Raw genomic sequence first — 26,116 nt, 5'->3', positions numbered from 1 at the left:
AGTAGAAATAAATTAAAAATTAGCCTAGTTAAAAAGTAAATACGCGAAAGATTTAACAAAGCTTTGACCAATTAACATTTTAATGATTTGCATTTACGCTTTCTCAATGTTAATAGAATAAATTATAAAATGACTAGATTATTTGGGATTCTATTTTTTTTAAATTCATTGATTTCCTTTGCTCAGGGTCATATTTTTACAGGTGTAGTTACTGATGATGTTGGTAAACCATTGGAATCTGCAAATGTTATTGCGAAACCTTTAGAAGGAAAAACAAGTCTTAAATTTGCCATTGCAGATAATAAAGGACGCTATAAATTAGAACTTGAAAAAAATGTAGCATATGAAATTACGGTCTCTTATATTGGCTATATCGAAGAAGCTTTTGTACGAGAATCAGGAAGTACAATTTCAAATTATGATTTTAAGTTACGATCATCAGGAGAAGACTTAAAAGAAATTGTAATAAAACACGACTTTAAACCGGTAATTGTAAAGAAAGATACTCTCGTTTTTGATGTCAATAGTTTTGCCAATGGTAATGAACGTAAGATGAAAGAAATCTTAGAAAAATTACCTGGGGTTGAAGTTGATAAAAAAGGAATAGTTACTGTGCAAGGTAAAAAAGTGACCAAAATGTTAGTCGAAGGAAAATCATTTTTTGGTGGAGGTTCTAAACTCGCTGTAGAAAATATTCCGGCTAATGCACTTGATAAAATTGAAGTTATAGATCATTTTAATGAAGTAGGTTTTATGAAACAGGTCTCCGATAGCGATGACCTTGCCATGAATGTAAAACTTAAAGAAGATAAAAAGAAATTTGTTTTTGGGAACGTAGAAGCTGGTGCCGAGGTTGGTGCAGGTGATAATGGTTTTTATCTGGCGCATGCTGCTTTGTTTTATTACAGTCCAAAAACAAATGTAAGTTTTATAGGCGATGCCAATTCTATTGGTAAAAGCACTTTTACATTTGATGATTTAATGCGGTTTGGCGGCGGAGTAAGTAGTTTTCTTTCTGGGAGAAAATCTCTTTCTAACTTGTCTTCTTTTACTAATGATAATACCGATTTTTTAAAAAAGAAATCTCAATTTAGTGCTTTTAATTTTAGCCATGATTTTTCTTCTAAACTTTCCATTTCCGGGTATTGGATATTTTCAAAAGTTTTTACTGTGGCAAGAATAGATAATGAGGTAGAATATTTGAATAATAGTTCGGTAGATTTTGAAAATAAAACTAGAAAAGGAGATAATAAAGCGGTTTTAGGAATTGGAAATATAAAGATTGATTATTCTCCAAGCAATAAAGAAAAATGGTATTATAACGGACAATATCAGGCAAGTAATAACGATTTAAATAGCGTTTTAAATTCCATTACCAATTTAGGCTCAACTGTATTTGAAACAATTAATAAAGCTGATAATTCTTCTGTAAAACAATATGTTGAATGGCATAAAAGTTACAATACTCAGCATACTACAACTTTTGTGGTCAATCAAGCATACGAAAAAATAACGCCTCAAAATGACTGGTTTACAAATGAACCTTTTTTATCAGGTTTAATACCATTAATTAAAGATGAAAATTATCATGTAAGCCAAGTAAAAAGATCTGAGGTCAATTCTGTTGATGCTCTTTTTAAACATTATTGGGTAATAAATAATGCTAACCATTTGTATACTAATATTGGTAATAATTTTGAAAAATCACATTTTGTAACTTCAGAAAAACAAATTTTGACAGATGGTACCATCAATGATTTTGAAGCAGCTGGTTTTGGAAATAGTATTCAATACAAATTAAACGATGCTTATGTCGGAGTGGAATATAAATTTAGAATTGGCAAATGGATTAATAAACCTGGAATTTACGTGCACTGGTATCAATTGAATACGGATCAGCAAAATGCAACAAACACAATTTCTAAAATATTATTTCAACCACAATGGAATAGTGATTATGAGTTCAATAAATCAGAAAATCTAAGTTTTACTTATAAATTGGAAAATCAGTTTCCGAAAGCAGATCAATTAGCGAATAATTACACTATGCAGTTTTATAATGCAGTCTATAAAGGAAATACATTATTAGAAAATGAAAAATATCACGCCGCTACTCTTCGTTATTCCAAAATGAATTCGTACGCAGGAATTATCTGGAATGGTTTTTTAAATTATTCAAAAAAAGTAAAAGTAATTCGAAATGAAATTCGATTAGACGGAATCAATCAATTCAATACTCCGATTTTAACAGATAATCCAGAGACAAATATGGGTTTTATGGGTAATGTCTCAAAGAGAATTTATCGATTTAACTTGAAATTAAAAGCCAATTTATCCTGGTTTGAGTATTCTCAAATACTAAATGACATCAATACAATTAATACAAGAAACAATCAAAGTATTGGTTTTATTTTTAAGACAGCTTACAAAAAATGGCCAGATTTGAGTATCGGTTACACGAAAGGCTTTAACGAATTTTCTGGACTCACAAAATCAAAATATCAAACAGATGCTATAAGCGCCGCATTTGAAATCACGTTCTTAAAAAATTGGACTTATAAACTAGATTACGAAAGTTTAAAAAATACGGATAATCAAAATCAATCTAACTTTTATGACATAGCCAATACATCAATTTTTTATCAAAAGAAAAACCAACCTTTAGGATTTGAATTATCAGTCAATAATTTATTTGATATTAAAAAGAAAAATAGCTACTCGTTTTCGGATTATATGATTAGTCAGCAGGCAATTTATATTTTGCCTCGAGCGATTATGTTTACATTAACTTATAAACTATAAGGTTAATTTTTAGTTATAAACATGAACCACACTTCCAGAGACTTCGACACGATATTGTTTCATTGGATATTCCTTTCCTCCAAGTCCTGTAAACAAGTTATATTGAGCTTTATCGCAAGAACAAACAGCATAAATTCCGTCAATTGTCATTGCTGTACAAGAAGTAAGTTCCTGATTTGGGCAGGCTGCATCAAAAGCAGTATAGGTGTTTGGTCCTGTATTCATGACAATAATGCCTTTAGCACCATAATTGGCCACATAAACAGGATTACTTACATATCTTAAATTATTATAAGATGGAAGATTCATATCAAGATAAGCATTAACAGAATAATTAGGAATGTACGGATTGTTGTTGCTTCTGTTATTGTCACTGCAGGAGAATAATACAGCGGTAAGTGCGATAAAGAACCAGATTTTTTTCATTATTTGAATCAGAATTAGTTAAAACAAAAATAATTTATTTAGATTTGAAATCTATATGATTAACATATAATTATGTACTATTAAAAATAATAGTATATTTGTGGTAAGAAAATCCCGTCGCGATGGGATTTTTTGTATTTATATAAACGATGAAGTTATGAGTAAAGTATCTTATTATACAGCAGAAGGATTAAAAAAATTAAAAGATGAATTGGAGCACCTGAAAAGTGTAATGCGTCCAAAGGCATCTCAAGATATAGCAGACGCAAGAGATAAAGGAGATTTGTCTGAAAATGCAGAATATGATGCAGCAAAAGAAGCACAGGGTTTATTAGAAATGAGAATTGCTAAACTAGAAGAAGTTTATGCAAATGCTAGATTAATTGACGAGTCGCAATTAGACGTTTCTAAAGTTTTGGTTTTATCGAATGTAAAAATCAAAAACCAAAGTAACGGAATGGAAATGAAATATACTCTTGTAGCAGAAAGTGAAGCAGATTTAAAAACTGGAAAAATCTCTGTAACATCTCCAATCGGAAAAGGTTTATTAGGGAAATCTGTTGGAGAAGTAGCAGAAATCACAGTTCCAAATGGAGTTTTGAAATTTGAAATTCTTGAAATCTCAAGAGACTAATTTTTAGTTTAACTGGTTAATCGTTTATTCGTTTAACCGATTTAACGATTAACCGATTACACAAATAAACAATGAGCTCAATATTCACAAAAATAGTAAACGGAGAAATCCCTGCTTATAAAATTGCTGAAGACGATAAATATCTGGCTTTTTTAGATGTAAATCCAAATGCAAAAGGACATACGCTTTGTATTCCAAAACAAGAAATCGACAAGATTTTTGATATGGACGAAGAACTGTATTTAGGGTTGATGAAATTCTCTAAAAAAATCGCAGCCGCTTTAGAAAAAACGGTTCCTTGCAAAAGAGTTGGAATTGCAGTAGTTGGGCTAGAAGTACCACACGCACACGTACATTTGATTCCGCTAAACGAAATGGATGAAATGCGTTTCATAAATAAAGTTTCGCTTTCAAAAGAAGAATTTGAAGCTTTAGCAAAAGATATTCAATCAAATTTATAAGAATATTATCTGATAAGTTTGTCAGGCTGAGCGAAGTCGAAGCCCATAAAGTTTATCTTAAGATAGAGATAAAAAAATGCAGTAAAAACGATTTACTGCATTTTTTTATTTAATGAAATCTGAAACGTAGTACCTTTTCCAATTTCAGAATGTAAAACTTTAATTTTTCCATTGTGATATTCTTCCACAATTCTTTTCGTTAAAGAAAGTCCGAGCCCCCAACCACGTTTTTTGGTAGTAAAACCTGGCTCGAATATTGTTTTAAACTGTTTTTTAGAAATCCCGGTTCCAGAATCTTTAATGTTAATTTTTACGTGATGTGCGTCTTGCTCAATTTGAAGGTCTAAATTCCCTTTTCCCTTCATGGCATCAATTGCATTTTTGACCAAATTTTCGATAGTCCAGCTATGTAAAGTCGGATTGATCATTCCTAAAATCGGTATTTCTGGGGCTTTAAAGGTAAAAGCAACTTGTTTAGAAAAACGAGATTGTAAATACTCATACGTGTTTTTTGTTTCCTCCACTATATCATGAAGTCCTAAAACAGGGACAGAACCAATTTTAGAAAAACGATCTGTAATGGTTTGCAAGCGTTCAATATCTTTTTCAATTTCAATAGAAATAGACGGATCAATTTCTTCGGTTTTTAAAATTTCAACCCAGCCAATCAAAGAAGATAAAGGCGTACCAATTTGATGTGCCGTTTCTTTTGCCATTCCTGCCCAAAGTTTGTTTTGCGTCGCCATTTTGGTGCTTTTATAAAAATTATAAATTAAGGCAATGCACAAGAAGATAATTAAGGCTAAAGCAATCGGGTAATATTTAAGTTTATTGAGCAGTTCTGAATTTCCATAATATAAAGTCTGGTATTTTCCTGGAGCATACTCAAAAGTAATCGGTTCATTTTCACTTTTTAATTTATTCAAAAAGGCATTTCGCTTCTTCTGATCGTTTAAAATTTCTTCTGGAACATTTTTAGAACTTACTACTTTATCATACAACATAATTATTCCCGGAATGGATGTGTTGTTATTGAAAATCTGAAGAGGAAGTTCGACATCGGTATTTTCATCTGCGTTCACAATCGTAATTTGTGCATTGACAAACAGATTCATCTTTAAGCGTTCTTCATTTTTAAATATTTGGAAGAAAGTATAAGTGTTCCAAAGAATTAGCGAAATGATAATAAAGCAAACCGAAATAATAATCCAGCGGGTTGTATTTGTTCTTTCAGAAAAAGACATATCAGTTATTTTGAGGTATAAATATAACGAAATATACACATTTTATATTTTGCGAATGTCGAAAGATTTTTAGTTTTATCTGCAAAAGTATTTCTTCTAATTAAACCATTTCAATACTTTTGCAGTTACCAAAATGAGGTTTGGTTAAATATAGAAAATATGATTAGCATCGATCCAAAAGAGATTCCAACTGCAAAATTGCATGGTTACCTTCAGAGTGCAGTAGGACCAAGGCCAATTGCTTTTGCCAGTACCGTTAGTGCAAAAGGGATTCCGAATTTATCGCCTTTTAGTTTCTTTAATGTCTTTAGTGCTAATCCGCCAATTTTGGTCTTTTCGCCGGCAAGACGTGTTCGCGACAATACTGTCAAACATACTTTAATTAATGCAGAAGCAACGCGCGAAGTTGTTATTAACGTTGTAAATTTTGACTTAGTACAGCAAACATCACTGGCAAGTACAGAATATGCAGAAGGGGTAAATGAGTTTATAAAAGCGGGTTTGACACAAATTCCGTCTGATATTGTAAAACCCTATCGCGTAAAAGAATCTCCTGTTCAGTTTGAATGCAAGATAACGCAGATTATTCCGTTAGGAACAGAAGGTGGTGCTGGAAATTTAATTTTGTGTGAAGTGGTCAAAATGCACATTCATGAATCGGTTTTAGATGAAAATGGAGCAATAGATCAGCATAAGATCGATTTGGTTTCAAGACTGGGACAAAATTGGTATTCTAGATCAAACCAAGGACTTTTTGAAGTGGCAAAACCCTTGACAACCCTAGGAGTAGGCGTAGATGCAATTCCAGATTTCGTAAAAGAAAGTGCTGTTTTTGATGGAAATGATTTAGGCAAATTAGGCAACATAGAAATTTTGCCTACAAAGGAAGAAGTTAGTATATTTGTGAAAGAAAATTTTTCTGTGAAAGGAGTTTTAAGCTCCGATGATCAGAAAAAAGTACATTTAGAAGCCAAAAAATATTTGGATAATGGAGATGTAGAATCGGCTTGGAAAGTACTTTTAGCAAAAAAATAAAAAAGAATAGAAACAATAATTAATATAAACGAAGATGGAAGTTATAGGAAAAGTAAAAGTGGTTAACCCAGAGCAGCAAGTTAGTGCATCATTCAAAAAAAGAGAATTGGTTGTAACTACAGATGAGCAGTATCCACAGCATATTTTAATCGAATTTACACAAGATAAATGCGATTTATTAAGCAGCTATAAGCAAGGAGAGCCAGTAAAAGTTTCTATCAATTTAAGAGGAAGAGAGTGGGTAAATCCACAAGGTGAAACTAGATATTTTAATAGTATTCAAGGTTGGAGAATCGAAAGAGTAGGTAACGAAGCGCCAACACAAGCGCCACCAATGCCAACTGCACAAACTTTTGCTCCTGCAACAAATGTAAACGAAGACGAACCAGACGATTTGCCGTTCTAAGAGTTTAGAAATTACAATATTTTAAATTCCAAATTCCAATTCATTCGACTGAATTTGGAATTTGGAATTTTTTGTTACAACCTGATAACTATCGAGATTGGAATTTGGAATTTCAGGGTTGGAATTTTAAATTAATTATTTTAAAAAATGTATTATTTATTCAACGATTTGTTTTTTCCTCCAGTAACCGAAGCCGACGAAGAAGGTATTTTGGCAATTGGAGGCGATTTAAGTTCAGAACGTTTACAATTAGCCTATAAAAGCGGTATTTTTCCGTGGTTTAATGAAGGAGAACCGATTCTTTGGTGGGCGCCAGATCCAAGGATGGTGCTATTTTTTGATGAATTGGTGATTTCCAAAAGTATGCGAAATATCCTGAACCGAAAGATGTTTAAGGTTACGTACAATAAAAATTTTAAAGAAGTGATTTCGAATTGCCAGCAGATAAAACGAGATGGACAAAACGGAACCTGGATTTCTGATGAAATGATCAATGCTTATTGCAAATTAAATGAAGAAGGAATTGCAAAATCTGTTGAGGTATGGCAAGATGAAAAGTTGGTTGGCGGTTTGTACGGAATTGATTTAGGAAAGGGAAATGTTTTTTGCGGCGAAAGTATGTTTTCTAAAGTTTCAAATGCTTCAAAGGTTGCTTTTATTGCTTTAGCTTTATATTTGAAAAAAGAAAATTATAAACTATTAGATTGTCAGGTTTATAATCCACACTTAGAGAGTTTGGGATGTAGAGAAATTGATCGTGAGGATTTTATGTCGATTTTAAAAAGTAAATAAAATGAATGTAGTTTACAGTGTAAAGGAAATTTATATTTATCCGATAAAAAGTTTGGCGGGAATTAGTTTAAAAAGTGCCACGGCTGAAGAAATGGGCTTTGAAAATGACAGAAGATGGATGCTTATTAATGCGGAAAATGTTCATGTTACGCAAAGAGAATATCCAATAATGAGTCAGTTTTATCCGCAGATTTTAGGAGATAAAATTCAAATTACTTTTGAAAGAGAAACGCATGAATTTTCTATAAATGAGCATTTGGAGAATCCAATAAATTCTCAGGTTTGGGACGATAAAAGTGAAGTTTTTGAAGTCAATAAAAACGCTTCAAAATGGTTTAGCGATAAATTGGGTTTTGAATGCAGATTGGTAAAAATCAATAAAATTGGAGCTCGTAAACATGAAAGCTCCAGAACAAATGAAACCTACAATGTAAGTTTAGCCGACGGTTATCCTTATTTACTAATTGGAACAGAAAGCCTTGATTTTTTAAATGAAAAATTAGACGAAAAAATCACCATAAAAAGATTTCGCCCAAATATCGTTGTAAGCACCAAAAGTGCACACGAAGAAGATGATTTTAAAACTTTCGCGATTGGCGAAGTTCAGTTTAAAAACATAAAACCCTGCGGAAGATGTATTATGGTGAACAACGATCCGCAGAAAGGAATTATAAAAAAAGAACCTTTAAAAACTTTAAGCAAATACAGAAACGTAGATAATTCTGTTTTATTCGGGACTAATCTTGTGAGTCTGAATTCTGGAATTATCAGCGTTGGTGATGAGGTTGTTTTTTAGAAATTCAATTTCGTAAGATTCCAGTTTAAAGTGTTGAAGATTACCAATTCATTGTTTAAAGTTGGTAATTCAAGAATTAATTTCAGTGTTTCGTGCGCCATCATATTTCCGATAATTCCGGGTAATGTTCCTAAAACGCCATTCAAATTACAGTTTGGAACATCTTTAGGATCGGGCATTTCTGGAAATAAATCACGGAGATTCTTACTTCCGTTATGATTGAAAACAGCAATTTGTCCTTCAAATTTTAAAATGCTTCCATAAACCAAAGATTTTTTCAACTGAACGCAAGTATCATTTACCAAATAACGAGTCGAAAAATTATCAGAACCATCCACAACAATATCATATTGTTCAATGATTTTTGAGGCATTTTCAACCGTTAATTTTTCATTGATCGCAACAGCTTCAATTAACGGATTTAGTTTTGAAACCACATCTTTAGCAACAACAGCTTTGTGTTTGCCAATTTCACTTTCAGTATATAAAATTTGTCTGTGAAGATTATGAATTTCAATCGTATCAAAATCCACAATTCCGATATAACCAACTCCAGCTGTGGCAATATATTGTAAGATAGGACAACCCAAACCGCCAGCTCCAATGACTAAAACTCGCGCTTTTTTTAATTTTTCCTGACCTTCATCGCCAATTTCAGGAAGAATGGTTTGTCTGTTGTAACGAAGGAATTCTTGAATAATGCTCATTTTAATTAAGTCTTAAAGTTTTTAAAGTCAAAAGTCGAAAGTCAAAAGTCGAAAGTCAAAAGTCAAAAGTCGAAAGTGAAAAAAAGTTGTCTAAGTAAAAGACTTTATGACTTTAGACTTTCCAACTTTATGACTAAATGATTTGTCCCAGTCTTTCCAAACGGGTTCATAACCTGCATTTTTTATGATTTTTGAAATTTCTTCAGCCGAACGCTCATCGCTGATTTCAAATTGTTCCAAAGACTGCGGATCGACCACATAGCCGCCTGGATTGGTTTTAGAACCGGCACTCATACTTGTCACTCCAATCGGAATAATATTGTTTCTGAATTTTTCGTTTTCACGTGTTGAAATTGAAATTTCCAGATCTTCATTCCATAATCGGTAAGCGCAAATCAATTGAGTCAAATCTTTATCATCCATAATAAAGTTCGGTTCGATAATGCCTTCAGCGGGACGAAGACGAGGAAAAGAAACCGAATATTTAGTCTGCCAATATTTCTTCTGCAAATAATCTAAATGTAAAGCGTTGAAAAAACTATCCGTACGCCAATCTTCTAAACCTAATAAAACGCCTAGGCCAATTTTATGAATTCCAGCAGTTCCAATTCGGTCAGGAGTTTCCAATCGATAATCGAAGTTGGATTTTTTGCCTTTGGTATGATATTTTTTGTAAACTTCCTGATGATATGTTTCTTGATAAACCAAAACCGAATACACTCCTGCATCATGCAAACGCTCATAATCTTCTGTAGAGAGTGGCTGTACTTCAACAGAAATAATCGAAAAATCTTCTTCGATTAAATTGATTGCATTCAGAAAATAATTGATGTTTACGGTATAATTTGCTTCGCCAGTAACCAATAAAACATGATCGAAACCGTTTTTTTTTAAAGCTTCGATTTCGAGTTTTATTTCAGCATCAGTCAGGGTTTTTCTTTTGATTTTATTGTCTAAACTAAATCCGCAATAGGTGCATATATTTTGGCATTCGTTGCTCAAATAGAGTGGAGCGTACATTTGAATGGTTTTTCCGAAACGTTTCTTGGTGATTTCGTGGCATTTCTGTGCCATTTGCTCTAAATAATTTTGCGCAATAGGAGAGATCAAGATCAAAAAATCATCGAGATTGTACTTGGTTTTAGCTAAAGTTCGTTCGACATCTTTTGATGTGGTTTTGTATATTCTGGATTGGATTTTATCCCAATTGTATTGCTCGAAAATAGATTTAAAAGTATTCATGTGGATTTGTTTTTTTACCGCAAAGTGCGCTAAGAATACGCAAAGTTCGCTAAGCTTTGTGTTGTTTTTGTTTGGCTTTAAAGTCCGCAAAGCTCTGCGTTCTTATTATTAATAATAAAGCTCACAAAGCTTAGCGAACTTTGCGAAAAAACTCTGCGAACTTTGCGTTACAAAAAAAAATTATTCATAAAGAAAAGAAGTCAAAGGACTAGAAGCCGAAGCATAATTTTGCTGATTTGCAACTTTAGCCTCAAAAGCCTTTCTTCCTGCAATTACAGCTTCTTTAAAAGCCTCAGCCATTAAACTTGGATTTCCAGCAACAGCAATTGCAGTATTTACCAAAACAGCATCGGCGCCAATTTCCATTGCTTTTGCAGCGTCAGAAGGAGCGCCAATTCCGGCATCAACAATAACGGGAACCGTACTTTGTTCGATTATAATTTCTAAGAAATCAATTGTTTTTAAACCTTTATTACTTCCAATTGGCGAACCCAAAGGCATTACAGCAGAAGTTCCAGCACTTTCTAAATGTTTGCACAAAACAGGATCGGTGTGAATGTATGGCAAAACAATAAACCCCAATTTTGCCAGCTCTTCAGTTGCTTTTAAAGTTTCAATTGGATCGGGCATTAAATATTTCGGGTCAGGATGAATTTCTAGTTTTACCCAATTTGTTTCTAATGCTTCGCGAGCTAATTGTGCAGCAAAAACAGCTTCTTTGGCATTTCGCGCTCCAGACGTATTTGGTAATAAGTTGATATTAGGATGTTTTAAATGCGATAAAATAGCATCGGTATCCGTTTCTAAATCAATGCGTTTTAAGGCAACGGTTACCAATTCGCTTTCTGAAGCTAAAATCGCCTGTTCCATTTCTTCGTTTGAACCAAATTTTCCCGTTCCCAAAAATAAACGAGATTTAAAGGTTTTATCTCCGATATTAAACAATGATGTTTGCATATAATTTTTCGTTTAATTGTTGAATCAAATTTTCTTTCTCCTCACTTTCGGTAATAATTCCAGAAACGGCAATTCCGTGAATTCCAGTCTCCATTAACGGACTCACATCTCTTAAAGTGATGCCTCCAATAGCATAAACCGGAATTTCGATTTTATTTTTTTTCAGTTTTTGGAGAATATCAAAATAACCTGATAATCCTAAAATCGGACTTAGTTTTTTTTTCGTAGCAGTAAAGCGAAAAGGTCCTAAACCAATATAATCACATCCATTTTTGACATGATTTTCGATATCTTCAAAAGTATTGGCAGTTCCTCCAATGACTTTTGAAGTTCCTAAAAAAGCTCTTGCTTCTTCAATTTTTGTATCAGTCAGACCTAAATGAACGCCGTCAGCATCGATCTCTTTAGTAAGATGTAAATCGTCGTTTACAATAAAATTGGCAATGTATTTTTCGCATAAAGGTTTTACCGCTTCTGCTAAAGTAAAGGCATCTTTTTGTGTCTGGTTTTTAAAACGCATTTGGACCCAATTACAACCTGCGTCGAGCGCTTGATGAATATTATACAATTGTTTTTCGGTGGTTTCGCCCTGCGAGATATATTGAAGTTTGCTATACATAGTGATATCCGATTAAAGTTGGTGTTGAACTCAGGTAATTTTCGATATAGATTTTAGCATTTTTACAAGCTTCTTTTAGCGTCTGATTTAACGCTAAATTGGAGGCAATTGCAGAAGAAAGTACGCAGCCAGAACCATGTTTTTCAAAACATTTTTTTTGTAATGGAACTAGTTCTAAGATTTCGTTTTTTAGGAATAAAAGATCCGTTCCAGGCGCAGTTTCATTATGTCCGCCTTTTAAAAGAATAGTGGTTGGAATTTCTTTTTCTATGCAGTTTTTTTTCGAAATAAAACCCGGAAATAGAATTTCGATTTCATGATAATTAGGAGTAATCAAGTCGATTTTTGATACGATTTTATTTAAATCCAAATAATCTTTAATATTCATAAATTCAAATTTTGTAGTCGATTTTAAAACTGGATCCCAAACAATTTTCGTGGAAGGAGAAAGCAATCTTACTGTTGATACAATTCGACTTAAATCATACAAAGAAGAAAGGATTCCGATTTTCACTACGCTGATTTTGTAATTTAAAAACAACGTTTCAATAGAACGGATAACAAAACTCAAATCTGTCCACTGGATTTCATAAAATTGATTTTCAGTTTGAATTGTATTTGCTGTCGAAACAGCAAAACCATTTACCTTGTGCTGTTCAAAGGTTTTGATATCAGCCAAAATTCCAGCTCCGCCAGAAGGATCTAAACCTGCGATGGTGAGTACGAAAGGACGATTTGTTGACATAATTTAAATTGTTTTAATGGATTTTCATTCTTCCAAATACTTCCTAAAAGCGCAACATCGTCAAAGCCATTTTCTAAGACTTTTTGAATGTTTTGGGAATCAATTCCACCCAAAGCGACCATTTTTGTTTTGTGATTCGTTCTTGATTTTATTTCGTTGAAAAGATCTTTTTCAGGAAAATAATTTTCTTTAGAAATACTTTTAAAAACGGGACTTAGAAAAGCATAATCAAAATTTTCAAGCAAATTAAAATCTTCAATTGAATGTGTTGATGTTGATTTAGACCTACAAGGTTTTGAAAACCTTGCAGGAAAATCATTCAGACTTTTTCTTTCCTTTTCTGAAAAATGAAATCTTTCAATAGCAAAATCTTCCGCTAAATGATGATGATTATGCAAAACCAAATTAGTTCGGAATTCTAATTTTATCTGATGAATAAACTGCGCCATTTCCAACTCCGAAAAATAAGGTTTCCGAATATGAAGCAAAGACAATCCTACTTCCAATAAAGAATGAAGTATGTCTATTTCATCTTCAACAAAAAAAGGATTCGTAATCAAAATCATATCTTTCTTCTTGCTTCTTTCCTCTATTTTCTAAATATAAATCTCTTTCCCCTGTTCAATAAATTCCTCTGATTTCTCCTGCATTCCTTTTTCTGCGGCAGCGACATCCCTGATTTCCTGAGATATTTTCATAGAGCAGAATTTTGGTCCGCACATAGAACAGAAATGCGCCACTTTTGCACCATCGGCAGGAAGTGTTTCATCGTGAAATTCTCTTGCGGTATCTGGATCTAAAGCCAAATTAAATTGATCTTCCCAACGGAATCCAAAACGAGCTTTACTCAAAGCATTATCACGATATTGTGCTCCTGGATGACCTTTTGCCAAGTCGGCAGCATGAGCAGAAATTTTATAGGTGATTACACCATCTTTAACGTCTTTTTTATTCGGTAAACCCAAATGTTCTTTTGGTGTTACATAACACAGCATCGCACATCCGTACCAGCCAATCATAGCGGCACCAATTGCCGAAGTAATATGATCGTAACCTGGCGCAATATCAGTTGTTAACGGACCTAAAGTGTAAAACGGAGCTTCGTGGCAATGCTCTAATTGTTTGTCCATGTTTTCTTTAATCATGTGCATTGGTACGTGTCCAGGGCCTTCAATGAAAACCTGAACATCATGTTTCCAAGCAATTTTTGTCAATTCGCCCAAAGTTTCTAATTCGGCAAATTGCGCGGCGTCATTCGCATCTGCAATCGAACCCGGACGTAAACCATCTCCAAGAGAAAAAGCGACGTCGTATTGTTTCATGATTTCGCAGATTTCCTCAAAATGCGTGTACAAGAAATTTTCTTTATGATGAAACAAACACCATTTTGCCATAATCGATCCACCTCGAGAAACAATTCCAGTAACACGATTTGCCGTTAAATGAATATAACGAAGCAAAACTCCAGCATGAATCGTAAAATAGGAAACTCCTTGTTCTGCTTGCTCAATCAAAGTATCACGGAAAATTTCCCAAGTTAAATCTTCGGCAATTCCTTTTACTTTTTCTAATGCTTGGTAAATTGGAACGGTCCCAATTGGGACAGGAGAATTTCTAATAATCCATTCTCTGGTTTCGTGAATGTTTTTTCCAGTTGACAAATCCATAATCGTGTCAGCTCCCCAACGACAAGCCCAAACGGCTTTCTCAACTTCTTCTTCAATGCTAGAAGTCACAGCGCTGTTTCCAATATTGGCATTTATTTTCACCAAGAAATTGCGACCTACAATCATTGGTTCGCTTTCTGGGTGGTTGATGTTGTTTGGAATAATAGCTCTTCCGCAAGCAACTTCAGAACGTACAAATTCTGGAGTAATTTTATTTTTTGGAGTATTTGCACCAAAGCTGTTTCCGCCGTGCTGACATTGCATGGCTTTGGTTTGTTCATTTAAAAGTTCGATACGCTGGTTTTCGCGAATTGCAATATATTCCATTTCTGGAGTAATGATTCCTTGTTTGGCGTAATACAATTGTGTGACGTTTGCGCCTTTTTTTGCACGTTTTGGCTGATGTAAATATTCAAAACGAAGATGATTTAGGCTTTCATCTTTCAATCGGCTTTGTCCAAAATCGGATGTGATTTCGTCTAGGATTTCGACATCATTGCGGTCAAGAATCCAACTTTCGCGTAAGCGTGGCAATCCTTTTCTAATATCAATATCAATATTAGGATCAGTGTAAGCGCCCGAAGTGTCGTAAACCGTTACAGGTGGATTTTTCTCAATTCCGCCATTTGAAAGTTTAGTGTCACTCAAAGCAATTTCGCGCATGGCTACTTTTATCGGGTGAATTTCTCCGTCGATATATACTTTTTTAGAATTCGGAAACGGGGTTCTGGATATTTGTTCTTCTTTCATAATATTTTTGTTTCAAGTTTCAGGTTTCAGGTTTGATTTTGTATTCGCAAAGTTTACCGTAGAGACGCACCGCAGTGCGTCTACACAAAGGGGGGAATTTGGAATTTGAGATTTTTATATTGGAATTTTAAATTGTAAATTATCCGCCTTGCGTAGCAGAAATAATCAAAATATCGTCAGTTTCGCTTACGAAAAATTCGTTCCATTTGGTTTTTGGAACAACGGTATTGTTGACAGCAACGGCGATTCCGTTTTGTTTGTGCGGAATTTCGAGATCGAGCAATGATTGAACGCTTAGCGATTCAGCATTGAAATTTTTGGTTTGTTGATTGATTTTTAGTTCCATTCCTTGTTAAGTTTAGTGTATAGATACACCTTAGGAATGGCTACAAGAACGCATAGAAATGCGCGCAGAAGTCATCTTACTTTTCCCTACGCTAGTATGAACTAGATCAGGTTCAGAGGGTAAAATCTCAGCCTACAAGTTTGTAGACACCCCTAAAGTGTGAAGCAAATGTAATAAATTTTTGTTTGAGAGTTTAAAAAAGTTTCAAGTTTCAGGTTTCAAGTTGTTGGTAGGTGAATTTTTCGTTCCTATTGCGGTTGTAACATAACCTGAAACCTGAAACCTGAAACAAACTTTTATTTTTTTCTCGTCCAGCAATCTTCCACATGATCATTGACCATTCCGGTGGCTTGCATGTGTGCGTAGATAACAGTTGAACCTACGAATTTGAAACCTCTTTTTTTTAGATCTTTGCTAATAGCGTCTGAAATTGGAGTTGTAGCTGGAACATCTTTTAAAGTTTTTGGATTGTTATCAATAGGTTTTCCATCCACAAATTTCCAAATATATTCTGAGAAAGTTCCAAATTCCTCTTGAATTTTGATAAAAGCCTGAGCGTTTGAGACAGCAGATTTAATCTTTAATCCATTTCGAACAATACCTGTGTTTTGCATTAATTCTTCGATTTTGGTTTCTGAATAATTAGCTATTTTTTTATAATCAAAATTGTCAAAAGCTTTTTTGAAATTCTCTCTTTTGTTTAAAATGGTAATCCAGCTTAAACCAGCTTGAAAAGTTTCTAGAATTAAAAACTCAAAAATAGTGGGATCATCGTAGACAGGAGTTCCCCATTCTTCGTCATGGTATTTTTTATATAAATCGCTGGAAGAGCACCAGCCACATCTTATTTGTTCCATTATTTCCCAATTTTCCAGTGATAACCTTTGACGCTCGGTATATAAGCTTTTGTTCCAATTATGATTAGGTCTGTGTAAATTTTCTTTTTGTATTTGATTCCGATAGCTTGTCCCGAAGTATACATTCTATCGGCTTCAAATTTGAATTTTATTTTAGCATCAGTGAATTTTGCGTCAGAAATTCGCTCAATAAACCAAGTTGATTTCCATTTTATTTCAATTTCATCTTCAGCGGTTTTAGTAATGCTTTTTATTAGTTTTATTCCATCGGCAGGAATGTTATGGTCTTCAATAAGTTCTTTTTGAGTAATTATTTCACCAGTTTTACATTCTGCAATAAATTTTTTGAAATAGGTAATTCCTAAGAACTTTTCGTTTTCGATTTTTGATTCTACAATACTATCATGTACAATTTCGTTGTTTTCGGAGGAGATTTCGCTTGGCGTAATTTTTTTTACAATTGTGTTTTTGTATTCTTTTACAGTTTCAACGGTACTTTCCGAAATTTTTTCTATTTGGTTTGAAATCTTGTCAGTGACTTCTAATATTTGTTTTTTAGCATTTTTCGAGCAACTCATTAAACAAGTTGCAACAACTACTAAAAAGTACAATTTGTAATTTTTCATTCTTGTAAATCTTCTTTCTTTGGGAGATTGTCTTTTTCCAAATATTTTTTAATTAAATGGTGTCCTAGGTAAATTGCAGGTGTCAATAAAATTGCAATAGAAAGTTTGAAAACATACCCGATTAATCCTGAAGAAATAAAAGTGTCGAAATCAATTTTTCCCGGAAGCCAGAATGCAATTCCTAAAACAATAAACGAATCAAATAATTGTGATACTACTGTAGAACCTGTTGTTCTAAGCCATATTTTTTTTTCACCGGTTCTATTCTTAAAAAAACAAAACATCCAAACATCAATAAGTTGTGAGGCCATAAAAGCAATTAAGCTTCCAATTATAATCCACATACTTTGCCCGAAAACAGCCTGAAATTGATCGTCATTTACGGGACTAATTCCTTTTGCGGCAGGAATGGTAATCGCCATAAAGAGAATGATAAAAGCATATGCTATTAGGCAGGCGGTTATAAAAGAAAGTTTTTTGACGCCTTTTTCTCCAAAATATTCATTAATTAAATCTGTAGTCAGAAAAACAATTGGCCAAGGCAGAATTCCTATACTCATTACAAAAGGCCCAATTTGGATTAATTTTCCCCCAATAAGTTCAGCCACAACGGCATTGGTTATAAATATTCCTGCAAGAATTACAAAAACAATTTCTTTTCTGGTTTTAAACATATGTTTTGGATATTGATGTTTCAAAAATAAACTATTTCTTTAAATCAAAATAGCTTTTTTAAAGACGATCTGAAAGTTAAAATTTCTATTGTATTGATGTTTTTGGTTACATTTGAAACAATAACATATTTAATTTACTTTAATAATAATGAAAAAAATAATTACATTTTTTCTCATGGGAACAACTCTATTTTCTGCCAGTGCACAAACAGGTAAAGAGAATCCTTTACTTAAACCATGGAAAGGACCTTATGGTGGTGTTCCAGCGTTTAATGAGTATAAGGTTTCGCAATTTAAGCCAGCAATTGAATTTGCAATTCAGGAAAAGCTAAACGAAATTGATGTCATTGCCAATAATCCGAAAGCACCAACTTTTGATAACACAATTGCAGCTTTGGAACGTTCTGGTAAAGCAATAGATCGAATTTCTGCTATTTATGGAATTTACAGGTCAAACATAAGCAGTCCTGAATTTAACGTTATCGACAGAGAAATGTCTCCTAAGTTTTCTGAATTTAGTGATAAAATAAATCAGAATAAAAAACTATTTACAAGAATCGAAACACTTTATAATTCTAAAGATAGTAAGAAGTTAACCAGCGAACAGCAGCGTTTGATCTGGTTGTATTATACAAATTTTGTACGTCAGGGGGCAAAATTAAATGAAGGAGACAAAGAAAAAGTGGCTTCTATAAATAAAGAATTGGCATCTCTGTTTACTCATTTCAGTCAAAACTTATTGGCGGAAGAAGAAGATCAATATGTAGAATTAAAAACAGAAAACGACTTTGATGGTCTGCCAGAAGAGGTAAAAAATGCTGCTATTGCTGAGGCTAAAGAAAGAAAGCTCAATGTTTTGGGATGTATTGCTAATACAAGATCTTCAATTGAGCCATTTCTAACTTTTTCGACACGAAGAGATTTAAGAGAAAAGGCATTTGATATTTTTGTAAAACGTGGAGATAATGGAAATGCTAATGATAACAATTCAACTTTAGTTTCTATTTTGGAATTAAGAACCCAAAAAGCAAAATTATTAGGTTTTCCAACTTTTGCTCATTGGAGTTTATCAAACAAAATGGCAAAAGATCCACAGAAAACTTTAGACTTAATGCTTTCTGTATGGGAGCCTGCAGTTGAAAAAGTGCATGAAGACGTAGCAGAAATGCAAAAGATTGTAGATGCAGAAGGAGGTAAGTTTAAAATTCAGCCATGGGATTATCGTTATTATGCTGAAAAAGTTAGAAAGGCTAAATATGACCTAGATCAAAATGAAGTTAAACCCTATTTGCAGCTTGAAAAACTAAGAGAAGGGATGTTTTGGGTGGCAGGTGAATTGTTTAATTTAAATTTTAAACAAGTAACAAATGTACCGGTTTATCATCCTGATGTTCGTGTTTGGGAAGTAAGTAATAAATTGACGGGTAAAGCAGTGGGGTTGTGGTATTTTGATCCTTATGCGCGTGCAGGAAAGCGTTCTGGAGCGTGGATGAATGCGTATCGTAATCAGCAAAGGTTAGATGGAGATGTCCTGACGATTGTGTCTAACAACTGTAACTTTGTAAAAGGAGCTCCAGGTGAACCTATTTTGATTTCATGGGATGATGCTTCTACTTTGTTTCATGAGTTTGGACACGCACTTCACGGATTGTGTTCTAATGTTACATATCCTAGTTTGGCAGGAACTGCTGTAGCTCGTGATTACGTAGAATTCCCATCTCAATTATTGGAACATTGGCTGGCAACACCTGAAGTCTTGAATAAATTCGCATTGCATTACAAAACAGGAGAACCGTTGCCAAAAGCTTTGGTTGAAAGAATTGAAAGAGCAGCTAATTTTGGAGAAGGATTTTCTACTGTCGAAACGATTTCGAGTTCATTGGTTGATATGAAATTGCATTTGGCTACAGAAAAAATCGATCCAAAGAAATTTGAGAAAGAAACTTTAGATGCGCTTCACATGCCTTCAGAAATTGTAATGCGCCATAGAATTCCACAGTTTGGGCATATCTTTTCAGGAGATGGTTATGCTGCAGGGTATTACAGTTATTTATGGGCTGATGTAATCAATGCTGATGCTTGGGAAGCTTTTACAGAAGGAAAAGGTCCTTATGATAAAGCAGTAGCAAAACGCCTTTATGAAAATGTTTTCAGTGTTGGAAATACAATTGATCAGGAGAAAGCTTATGAAAATTTCAGAGGGAGAGCTCCAAAATCTGATGCGTTGATGCGTGCCAGAAATTTTCCGATTGATGGTACTAAAAAATAAATGAAATGCAGGCTCGTTGAGTTTGGTTCAGAAATAAAAAAAGCCCGAATAAATAAATATTCGGGCTTTTTTAATATTGAAAAAATAATATATTAACCTAAAGTAACTCTTTTGAAACCTGTAATTTCAACATTGAATCCTTTAACGTAATCACCTACTTTTTTACTGTCATCTTTGATGAAGTTTTGATCTAGTAAAGCTTTTTCTTGATCTAAAGTTGTGTTATCAGAGATAAAACGTTGTACTTTTCCTGGAAGAATTTTGTCCCAGATTTGCTCTGGTTTTCCTTCAGCTTTTAATTCAGCTTTAGCATCTTCTTCAGCTTGTTTGATAACTTCAGGAGTTAATTGAGAGAAAGAGATGTATTTAGGAACATTTTTTAAAGTTTTTCCTAAACGTGCAGCTTCTTCGTTATCTTTTTCGATTACAGCAATACGAGCAGCAAGTTCAGATTCAACGAAAGCAGGATCAAAATCTTTGTAAGATAATGTATCAGCTCCCATAGAAGCAACTTGCATAGAAATATCTTTTGTTAAAGTTTCAGCATTAGCGATTGGAGCAGAAATAGCTGTTAAAGCAGCAATTTTGTTAACGTGAACGTAAGATCCAACGAAAGCACCTTCTAAAATTTCAAAACCACCGATTTCGATTTTCTCACCGATAACTCCTGTTTGCTCGATTAATTTCTCAGCAACAGTAATTCCGTTGAAATCAGAAGCTAAAAATTCTTCTTTAGAAGAGAAGTTGATAGCTCTTTCAACTAAATCTTTAGCTAAAGTTACGAAAGCCTCATTTTTACCTACGAAGTCAGTTTCGCAGTTTAAAGTAAGGATAGCTCCTTTAGTGTTGTCTGCATTGATAAAAGAAACAGCAGCTCCTTCAGAAGACTCACGGTCAGAACGGTTAGCAGCAACTTTTTGTCCTTTTTCTCTAAGAATTTGGATAGCTTTATCGAAATCTCCTTCAGCTTCAACTAAAGCTTTTTTACAGTCCATCATTCCGGCACCTGTAGATTGTCTTAATTTATTTACGTCTGCAGCAGTAATTGTTGCCATAATATTTTGAATTTTAATGTTAAAAGTAAAAATTCCATCTTCTAAATCCCAAACTCCAATTTTATTAAATTATCAACATAACGTTTTTAATTTTGTATTTGGAATTTGGAATTTAAAATTTGGAATTTAAAATTTGATTTATTCTTCAGTTGCAGGAGCAGCTTCAGCCTCAACAGCAGGAGCTTCTTCAGCAGCTTCAACTTCTTTTTCAGCACCTCTGTCAGAAAGACCTTCGATTACTGCAGTAGTCACTAAAGATAAAATTTTGTCAATTGATTTAGAAGCGTCATCATTTGCAGGAATCACGTAATCAACCTCTCTTGGGTCAGAATTCGTATCAACCATTGCGAAAACTGGAATGTTTAATTTTTGAGCTTCTTTTATTGCGATGTGTTCAGCTTTGATATCTACTACGAACAATGCTGCAGGTAGTCTAGACATATCAGCAATTGAACCTAAGTTTTTCTCTAATTTAGCACGTAGACGATCAACTTGTAAACGCTCTTTTTTAGATAAAGTGTTGAAAGTACCATCTTTCTTCATTTTATCGATAGAAGACATTTTTTTAACTGCCTTTCTGATAGTTACGAAGTTAGTCAACATTCCACCTGGCCATCTTTCAGTGATGTAAGGCATGTTTGCTGCTTTTGCTTTATCAGCAACGATGTCTTTTGCTTGTTTTTTGGTAGCTACGAATAAAATTTTTCTACCTGATGCAGCGATTTTTTTCAAAGCTTCGTTAGCCTCTTCAATTTTAGCTGCAGTTTTATATAGATTGATAATGTGAATACCATTACGCTCCATATAAATGTAAGGAGCCATGTTTGGATCCCATTTTCTAGTCATGTGTCCGAAGTGAACACCTGCTTCTAGTAATTCTTTTACTTCTATTTTGTTTGCCATTTTTGTACTAGTTTACGTTCTGTTGATTAGCAATGTGTCTTTTTGGATTTTAGATTTTAGATTTTAGATTTTAGATTTTTCAATCTTTTATCTTTCAATCGTCTAATCATTTAATCGCTTAACCCATTTAGATGCTAAACTATTTCCTACCTCGATAGGAGAGCAACAATAACTGTGTTTTTTAATTTCAATAAATAATTGATAATGTCTTGTCCCATCTGAACAAGACAGGTAATATTAACGTTTAGAGAACTGGAATCTCTTACGAGCTTTCTTCTGACCGAATTTCTTACGTTCAACCATTCTTGGGTCTCTTGTTAATAAACCTTCTGGTTTAAGGATTGCTCTGTTTTCAACATTCACTTCGCACATTGCACGAGCGATTGCCATTCTTACAGCTTCTGCCTGACCAGTTGAACCACCTCCGTAAACGTTTACTTTTACATCAAAGTTACTAGCGTTTTCTGTCATAGACATTGGCTGTAATACTTTGTATTGTAAAGTTGCAGTTGGAAAGTAAGTTGCGAATTCTTTTTTGTTTACAGTGATTTGTCCTGTTCCTTCAGAAACATAAACACGTGCAACAGCGGTTTTTCTTCTACCGATTTTGTGAATAACTCCCATTACTTAAGATCGTTAAGGTTAACAGTTCTAGGTTTTTGAGCTCCGTGTTTGTGCTCAGCTCCTACAACAACATTTAGATTTCTAAAAAGTTCAGCTCCTAATTTGTTTTTAGGTAACATTCCTTTTACAGCTTTTTCTACTAATAATGCAGGGTTTTTAGCTTGCAATACTTTAGCAGTTAAAGTTCTTTGTCCTCCTGGGTAACCTGTATGACGCATGTAAATTTTGTCATTCAATTTTGTACCTGTAAGGTTAATTTTTTCTGAGTTGATAACAATTACGTTATCTCCACAGTCAACGTGCGGTGTGTAACTTGGCTTGTACTTACCTCTTAAGATCATAGCAACCTTAGAAGCAAGACGTCCTAAGTTATGACCTTCAGCGTCAACAACAATCCACTCTTTAGTTACAGTGGCTTTGCTAGCTGAAACTGTTTTGTAGCTTAATGCGTCCATAATATTATTTTAATTAAACATTCCATCCCCAATAAAGGGGATGCAAAAGTACAATTAATTATTTTAAAACCAAATACCTGAAAGAATATTTTATCTGCTGAAAATCAGGGCTTCAGTTTTTTAATTAATTAAGAAATAAAAAAACCGTCTTCGCAATAAAGTGAAGACGGTTAAATATTTAAGAAAAAAATCGATTATACAATAAATATATTAGCGATATCTACTACTTGTTGTGTCGTAAGTGGCTCATCATAAGCTTCTGAGCCTGCTGCGGCACCAAATGCGGTTGCGGTGTTAAATCCAGCCTGAACTGTTACTCCCTCGCCATCGTAAACTGCTTGAGTAGCTGCCGGCATTCCTGCGCCTCTTTCTGCATTCGAAATCCATCCTTTTAAACCTCTTAGTCGTCTAACTTCAGAGGCGTGTCGAGCTTCAACAGAATGAATCTGTAGTGCTGCAGTCAATAAATCAGGTGTTGTAATCAAGTTTGCAGCTTGTCCTTTATAGGCTCTAACTCCTGTATCTTCAAATGCTTGAGCTAGTGCTAAAAAGGTTGGATAATCATGAAAAGGATCAAATGCACCTCCAACTGTAAAGTCAAAAGTTGGTTTTGGAACGAAGTTGGCACTTGCAGTACCACCCAATCCGGCGATCAAAAATTTAACATGGTCAGATTCGTGTGCTGCAATTTGTTGAAAGACTTTTAAATCTCTTCCTCCATTTTCAGAAGCTGGAATTACTCCAGAATCTAATGCCATAGCATAAAATTCGTTTTCCAAATATTCTAAAGTCAAAGCGAATTGCAAGGCACCAATTGGAGTTGCAGGTGTTGCAGTGATGTCTTTTGCGAAAGCTTTATTAGTAAGAGCCGATAATCCAAATGGGATTGATGCCAACGCTAAATTTTTTCCAATATTCCCAAACTGTGTAAAACTGTCTCTTCGAGAACCAGTACTATTCATTAAATTGTCATCAGTAAAGGATTCTATAAATTTTAAAATGTTCATAATTTCTAAGTTTTAACGGTTAAGATTAAGGCAAGTATTTAGCTGTAAATTTTGTGGTAATAAAATTGGCAGCGATCGGCAGAATTTTAGAAGGATCTTTGGCATCATCTAAACCTGTTGACATATTTACAATATCATCTCCGGCAAAATCTTTAGAATTCGGATTGATTAAACTTCTTATAGCCGAAGCATGTCTGGCTTCAACAGAAACAATTTTTCCTGCTAATAATAAGTAATCAGCTGTTTTTATCAATTTACCTGCACCGTTATAAGCAGCAACTCCAGTGTCTTCTAATGCTTTTGCAGTAGCTAGAACTTCGGTACGGCTGTTGAAATTTAAAGAGCCATAATTAAAGGCTAAAGTAGGAAGTAATTGAGAGCTTGGATCAGGAAGCGCTCCGTTTAAAGCAGCTTTAAAAAAATCTCTGTGAACTACTTCGTGATGATACAAATCTGTTAGAACTTGTCGTTCCAAACTGCTGAATACAGTATTGAAACTACTTGCATTAACAACCTTAGTATAAAAGTCAGCTTCTAATTGCTCCAGAGCATATGCGTACGTTAATACTCCAAAGTCTCCAGAGCCCAAATCGAAAACACCATTTCTTACTCCTGGTAAAGAAGTGTCTGGCATATCATTGTCGTTGTCATTGTCGCTGCAGCCAGCTAGAATTAAACCTGTGGTTGCCAGGGTTAATCCACTGAGCTTAAGAAAGCTCCTTCTACTATTCAATGAAGGGTCAACTTCTTGAATTTTAACTTCGTTTTTCATAATCAAGTTTTTTAATAGTTAACAACAGTTGGTCTCTAGTTATCTGGTATCTAATTATTAACGTTTTTTTTGTAGGCACGGTTTTAAAAAAATCGATTATTTGATTATTATTTCGAAAAGACTTACATTTTTAAATACTAATAGCTTCTTTTTGTTTTATTTTCGGTAATTCTACTATATTTGTATTAATTACATAAAATTCAATTGGATGAAAGCTAAAGCAACTCTAAAACAAATTGCCAAGGAACTAGGTGTTTCTGTTTCTACTGTGTCTAAAGCATTGAATGACAGTCCTGAAATTAGTGAACAAACGAAGGTTAAGATTAAGGAGTATGCCAAACTCAAAAATTACAAGCCGAATGTTATTGGTCTGAATCTAAAGAATCGTAAAACGAAAACGATCGGAGTAATTATTCCTAATATTTTAAATTCGTTCTTCGCGAAAGTTTTTAGCGGTATTGAGAAAGTTGCCGATAAAAAAGGATACAATGTAATTACGTGTATTTCTAATGAATCTTTGGAGAAAGAAGTTCATACTTTAGAAATGTTAAGTAATGGAACAATCGACGGATTTATTCTATCTGTTTCAAAAGAAGCACAGACTCTTCAAGATTACAATCATTTCTCTGAGATAATTAATGACGGAACACCAATTGTGATGTTCGATCGTATTGCAGATGAAGTAGATTGTGATAAAGTAGTGGTCGATGATTTTGATTCGGCTTTAAATTCTACACAACATTTAATTGATTTGGGTTGTAAAAACATTGCTCTGATTTCTTCTGTTGACAATTTAAGTGTTGGAAAATTGAGAACAGACGGTTACCTGCAAGCATTGAAGGACAACAACATTCCGGTAAATGAAAAAATTATTCTTCGTACCGATTCTGAAGAGGATATGAAAGCTAAGATCGAAGGTCTTTTTGATCATAAAATTGATGGAATTTTTGCTTTGGATGAAAATGATTCAGTTGCCGCTTTAAGAGTGAGTTTGAAAAAAGGATACAGAGTTCCGGAAGATATTTCGATTATTGGTTTTGCAGACGGAATTTTAGCTTCTAGACGTTTGTCGCCAAGTTTGACAACAGTTAGTCAGCACGGTGTTGAAATTGGAGAAGTAGCTGCAAAAAGGTTAATTGAAAGATTAGAAGAGCCAGAAGGAACGGTTTCAGAATACGAAACAATCGTAATCAAAACAAAATTGAAAGAAAGAGAATCTACTCGAACAAAATAATAAGTAAATAA

Annotated in this window: 28 protein-coding genes and 1 riboswitch; of the genes, 9 read left to right on the top strand and 19 right to left on the bottom strand. The window is 33.9% G+C overall.

Features of this window, described 5'->3' with window-relative positions; all coding sequences use genetic code 11:
* The first annotated feature begins 129 nt into the window (after nucleotides 1-129).
* Nucleotides 130-2,802, top strand: coding sequence for a carboxypeptidase-like regulatory domain-containing protein (locus tag K6T82_RS15200; RefSeq protein WP_223707223.1), 2,673 nt, complete (start codon nucleotides 130-132; stop codon nucleotides 2,800-2,802).
* Between the two features lie 9 nt (nucleotides 2,803-2,811).
* Here the strand turns inward: K6T82_RS15200 and K6T82_RS15195 are convergent, their stop codons facing one another.
* Nucleotides 2,812-3,228, bottom strand: a complete 417-nt coding sequence (locus K6T82_RS15195) for a Rieske (2Fe-2S) protein (protein WP_223707221.1) — start codon at nucleotides 3,226-3,228, stop codon at nucleotides 2,812-2,814.
* 157 nt (nucleotides 3,229-3,385) lie between these two features.
* Here K6T82_RS15195 and greA point away from each other — a divergent pair, with 157 nt between their 5' ends.
* Both greA and K6T82_RS15185 read left to right on the top strand, forming a co-directional pair.
* A complete protein-coding gene (greA, locus tag K6T82_RS15190) occupies nucleotides 3,386-3,862 on the top strand; it encodes a transcription elongation factor GreA (RefSeq protein WP_026728641.1) in 477 nt (158 codons plus the stop codon).
* 71 nt (nucleotides 3,863-3,933) lie between these two features.
* The gene (locus tag K6T82_RS15185) at nucleotides 3,934-4,323 is read left to right on the top strand and encodes an HIT family protein (protein ID WP_223707219.1); all 390 of its coding nucleotides are present in this window, start codon (nucleotides 3,934-3,936) and stop codon (nucleotides 4,321-4,323) included.
* Between the two features lie 92 nt (nucleotides 4,324-4,415).
* Here K6T82_RS15185 and K6T82_RS15180 read toward each other — a convergent pair whose 3' ends face one another.
* Nucleotides 4,416-5,567 (bottom strand): sensor histidine kinase, encoded by a 1,152-nt coding sequence (locus K6T82_RS15180; protein WP_223707217.1) that lies wholly within the window; start codon nucleotides 5,565-5,567, stop codon nucleotides 4,416-4,418.
* A 159-nt stretch (nucleotides 5,568-5,726) separates the two neighbouring features.
* Here K6T82_RS15180 and K6T82_RS15175 point away from each other — a divergent pair, with 159 nt between their 5' ends.
* From K6T82_RS15175 to K6T82_RS15160, 4 genes are all read left to right on the top strand, one after another.
* Nucleotides 5,727-6,602, top strand: coding sequence for a flavin reductase family protein (locus K6T82_RS15175; protein WP_223707215.1), 876 nt, complete (start codon nucleotides 5,727-5,729; stop codon nucleotides 6,600-6,602).
* Between the two features lie 34 nt (nucleotides 6,603-6,636).
* Entirely contained in the window at nucleotides 6,637-7,008 is a 372-nt protein-coding gene (locus K6T82_RS15170) for a DUF3127 domain-containing protein (RefSeq protein WP_223707213.1), read from the top strand.
* Nucleotides 7,009-7,155: 147 nt separating this feature from the next.
* Nucleotides 7,156-7,800 carry a leucyl/phenylalanyl-tRNA--protein transferase gene (gene aat, locus K6T82_RS15165; protein WP_223707211.1) on the top strand — a complete coding sequence of 215 codons (645 nt, stop codon included), beginning with the start codon at nucleotides 7,156-7,158 and terminating at the stop codon, nucleotides 7,798-7,800.
* Nucleotide 7,801: 1 nt separating this feature from the next.
* Entirely contained in the window at nucleotides 7,802-8,596 is a 795-nt protein-coding gene (locus tag K6T82_RS15160; protein WP_223707206.1) for an MOSC domain-containing protein, read from the top strand.
* Here K6T82_RS15160 and K6T82_RS15155 read toward each other — a convergent pair.
* The 11 genes from K6T82_RS15155 to K6T82_RS15105 form a co-directional block, all read right to left on the bottom strand.
* Nucleotides 8,593-9,303 carry a HesA/MoeB/ThiF family protein gene (locus K6T82_RS15155; protein ID WP_223707202.1) on the bottom strand — a complete coding sequence of 237 codons (711 nt, stop codon included), beginning with the start codon at nucleotides 9,301-9,303 and terminating at the stop codon, nucleotides 8,593-8,595. The genes K6T82_RS15160 and K6T82_RS15155 overlap by 4 nt on opposite strands.
* Nucleotides 9,304-9,393: 90 nt before the next feature.
* The gene (thiH, locus tag K6T82_RS15150) at nucleotides 9,394-10,545 is read right to left on the bottom strand and encodes a 2-iminoacetate synthase ThiH (protein ID WP_223707199.1); all 1,152 of its coding nucleotides are present in this window, start codon (nucleotides 10,543-10,545) and stop codon (nucleotides 9,394-9,396) included.
* A gap of 180 nt (nucleotides 10,546-10,725) precedes the next feature.
* The gene (locus K6T82_RS15145; RefSeq protein WP_276572845.1) at nucleotides 10,726-11,502 is read right to left on the bottom strand and encodes a thiazole synthase; all 777 of its coding nucleotides are present in this window, start codon (nucleotides 11,500-11,502) and stop codon (nucleotides 10,726-10,728) included.
* Nucleotides 11,483-12,121, bottom strand: a complete 639-nt coding sequence (locus K6T82_RS15140) for a thiamine phosphate synthase (RefSeq protein ID WP_223707197.1) — start codon at nucleotides 12,119-12,121, stop codon at nucleotides 11,483-11,485. The genes K6T82_RS15145 and K6T82_RS15140 overlap by 20 nt, the downstream gene beginning before the upstream one ends.
* Nucleotides 12,114-12,866, bottom strand: coding sequence for a hydroxymethylpyrimidine/phosphomethylpyrimidine kinase (locus tag K6T82_RS15135; protein ID WP_223707194.1), 753 nt, complete (start codon nucleotides 12,864-12,866; stop codon nucleotides 12,114-12,116). The genes K6T82_RS15140 and K6T82_RS15135 overlap by 8 nt, the downstream gene beginning before the upstream one ends.
* On the bottom strand, nucleotides 12,824-13,432 hold the full coding sequence (locus tag K6T82_RS15130; RefSeq protein WP_223707192.1) for a thiamine phosphate synthase: 609 nt from the start codon (nucleotides 13,430-13,432) through the stop codon (nucleotides 12,824-12,826). Before K6T82_RS15130 ends, K6T82_RS15135 begins: the two co-directional genes overlap by 43 nt.
* A 30-nt stretch (nucleotides 13,433-13,462) precedes the next feature.
* Complete coding sequence (gene thiC, locus K6T82_RS15125; protein WP_223707190.1) at nucleotides 13,463-15,283, bottom strand: phosphomethylpyrimidine synthase ThiC; 1,821 nt, start codon at nucleotides 15,281-15,283, stop codon at nucleotides 13,463-13,465.
* A gap of 139 nt (nucleotides 15,284-15,422) precedes the next feature.
* A complete protein-coding gene (thiS, locus tag K6T82_RS15120; RefSeq protein WP_223707188.1) occupies nucleotides 15,423-15,629 on the bottom strand; it encodes a sulfur carrier protein ThiS in 207 nt (68 codons plus the stop codon).
* A gap of 66 nt (nucleotides 15,630-15,695) precedes the next feature.
* Nucleotides 15,696-15,793: riboswitch (TPP riboswitch) on the bottom strand.
* 132 nt (nucleotides 15,794-15,925) lie between these two features.
* Nucleotides 15,926-16,486 (bottom strand): DNA-3-methyladenine glycosylase I, encoded by a 561-nt coding sequence (locus K6T82_RS15115; protein WP_223707186.1) that lies wholly within the window; start codon nucleotides 16,484-16,486, stop codon nucleotides 15,926-15,928.
* A complete protein-coding gene (locus tag K6T82_RS15110; RefSeq protein WP_223707184.1) occupies nucleotides 16,486-17,112 on the bottom strand; it encodes a hypothetical protein in 627 nt (208 codons plus the stop codon). Before K6T82_RS15110 ends, K6T82_RS15115 begins: the two co-directional genes overlap by 1 nt.
* Nucleotides 17,109-17,786 (bottom strand): queuosine precursor transporter, encoded by a 678-nt coding sequence (locus tag K6T82_RS15105; RefSeq protein WP_223707182.1) that lies wholly within the window; start codon nucleotides 17,784-17,786, stop codon nucleotides 17,109-17,111. Before K6T82_RS15105 ends, K6T82_RS15110 begins: the two co-directional genes overlap by 4 nt.
* Before the next feature lie 148 nt (nucleotides 17,787-17,934).
* On the opposite strand from K6T82_RS15105, the gene K6T82_RS15100 reads away from it, so the two are divergent.
* Nucleotides 17,935-20,055 (top strand): M3 family metallopeptidase, encoded by a 2,121-nt coding sequence (locus tag K6T82_RS15100; protein WP_223707180.1) that lies wholly within the window; start codon nucleotides 17,935-17,937, stop codon nucleotides 20,053-20,055.
* Nucleotides 20,056-20,147: 92 nt separating this feature from the next.
* Here the strand turns inward: K6T82_RS15100 and tsf are convergent, their stop codons facing one another.
* The 6 genes from tsf to K6T82_RS15070 all read right to left on the bottom strand — a co-directional run bounded on the left by tsf (nucleotide 20,148) and on the right by K6T82_RS15070 (nucleotide 24,871).
* Nucleotides 20,148-21,110, bottom strand: a complete 963-nt coding sequence (gene tsf / locus K6T82_RS15095; RefSeq protein WP_223707178.1) for a translation elongation factor Ts — start codon at nucleotides 21,108-21,110, stop codon at nucleotides 20,148-20,150.
* A gap of 138 nt (nucleotides 21,111-21,248) precedes the next feature.
* A complete protein-coding gene (gene rpsB, locus K6T82_RS15090; protein WP_095927954.1) occupies nucleotides 21,249-22,013 on the bottom strand; it encodes a 30S ribosomal protein S2 in 765 nt (254 codons plus the stop codon).
* Between the two features lie 237 nt (nucleotides 22,014-22,250).
* Entirely contained in the window at nucleotides 22,251-22,637 is a 387-nt protein-coding gene (rpsI, locus tag K6T82_RS15085) for a 30S ribosomal protein S9 (protein ID WP_223707176.1), read from the bottom strand.
* Nucleotides 22,637-23,092, bottom strand: a complete 456-nt coding sequence (gene rplM, locus K6T82_RS15080; RefSeq protein WP_091493496.1) for a 50S ribosomal protein L13 — start codon at nucleotides 23,090-23,092, stop codon at nucleotides 22,637-22,639. Before rplM ends, rpsI begins: the two co-directional genes overlap by 1 nt.
* A gap of 194 nt (nucleotides 23,093-23,286) precedes the next feature.
* The gene (locus K6T82_RS15075; protein ID WP_223707174.1) at nucleotides 23,287-24,099 is read right to left on the bottom strand and encodes a ferritin-like domain-containing protein; all 813 of its coding nucleotides are present in this window, start codon (nucleotides 24,097-24,099) and stop codon (nucleotides 23,287-23,289) included.
* A 25-nt stretch (nucleotides 24,100-24,124) separates the two neighbouring features.
* A complete protein-coding gene (locus K6T82_RS15070) occupies nucleotides 24,125-24,871 on the bottom strand; it encodes a ferritin-like domain-containing protein (RefSeq protein WP_223707171.1) in 747 nt (248 codons plus the stop codon).
* A gap of 208 nt (nucleotides 24,872-25,079) precedes the next feature.
* On the opposite strand from K6T82_RS15070, the gene K6T82_RS15065 reads away from it, so the two are divergent.
* Nucleotides 25,080-26,105, top strand: coding sequence for a LacI family DNA-binding transcriptional regulator (locus tag K6T82_RS15065; RefSeq protein ID WP_223707168.1), 1,026 nt, complete (start codon nucleotides 25,080-25,082; stop codon nucleotides 26,103-26,105).
* Nucleotides 26,106-26,116 lie beyond the last annotated feature (11 nt).

Source organism: Flavobacterium potami (assembly GCF_020026915.1).
In the GTDB taxonomy this organism is placed as follows: domain Bacteria; phylum Bacteroidota; class Bacteroidia; order Flavobacteriales; family Flavobacteriaceae; genus Flavobacterium; species Flavobacterium potami.
This window is presented reverse-complemented; position numbering and strand designations above follow the sequence as displayed.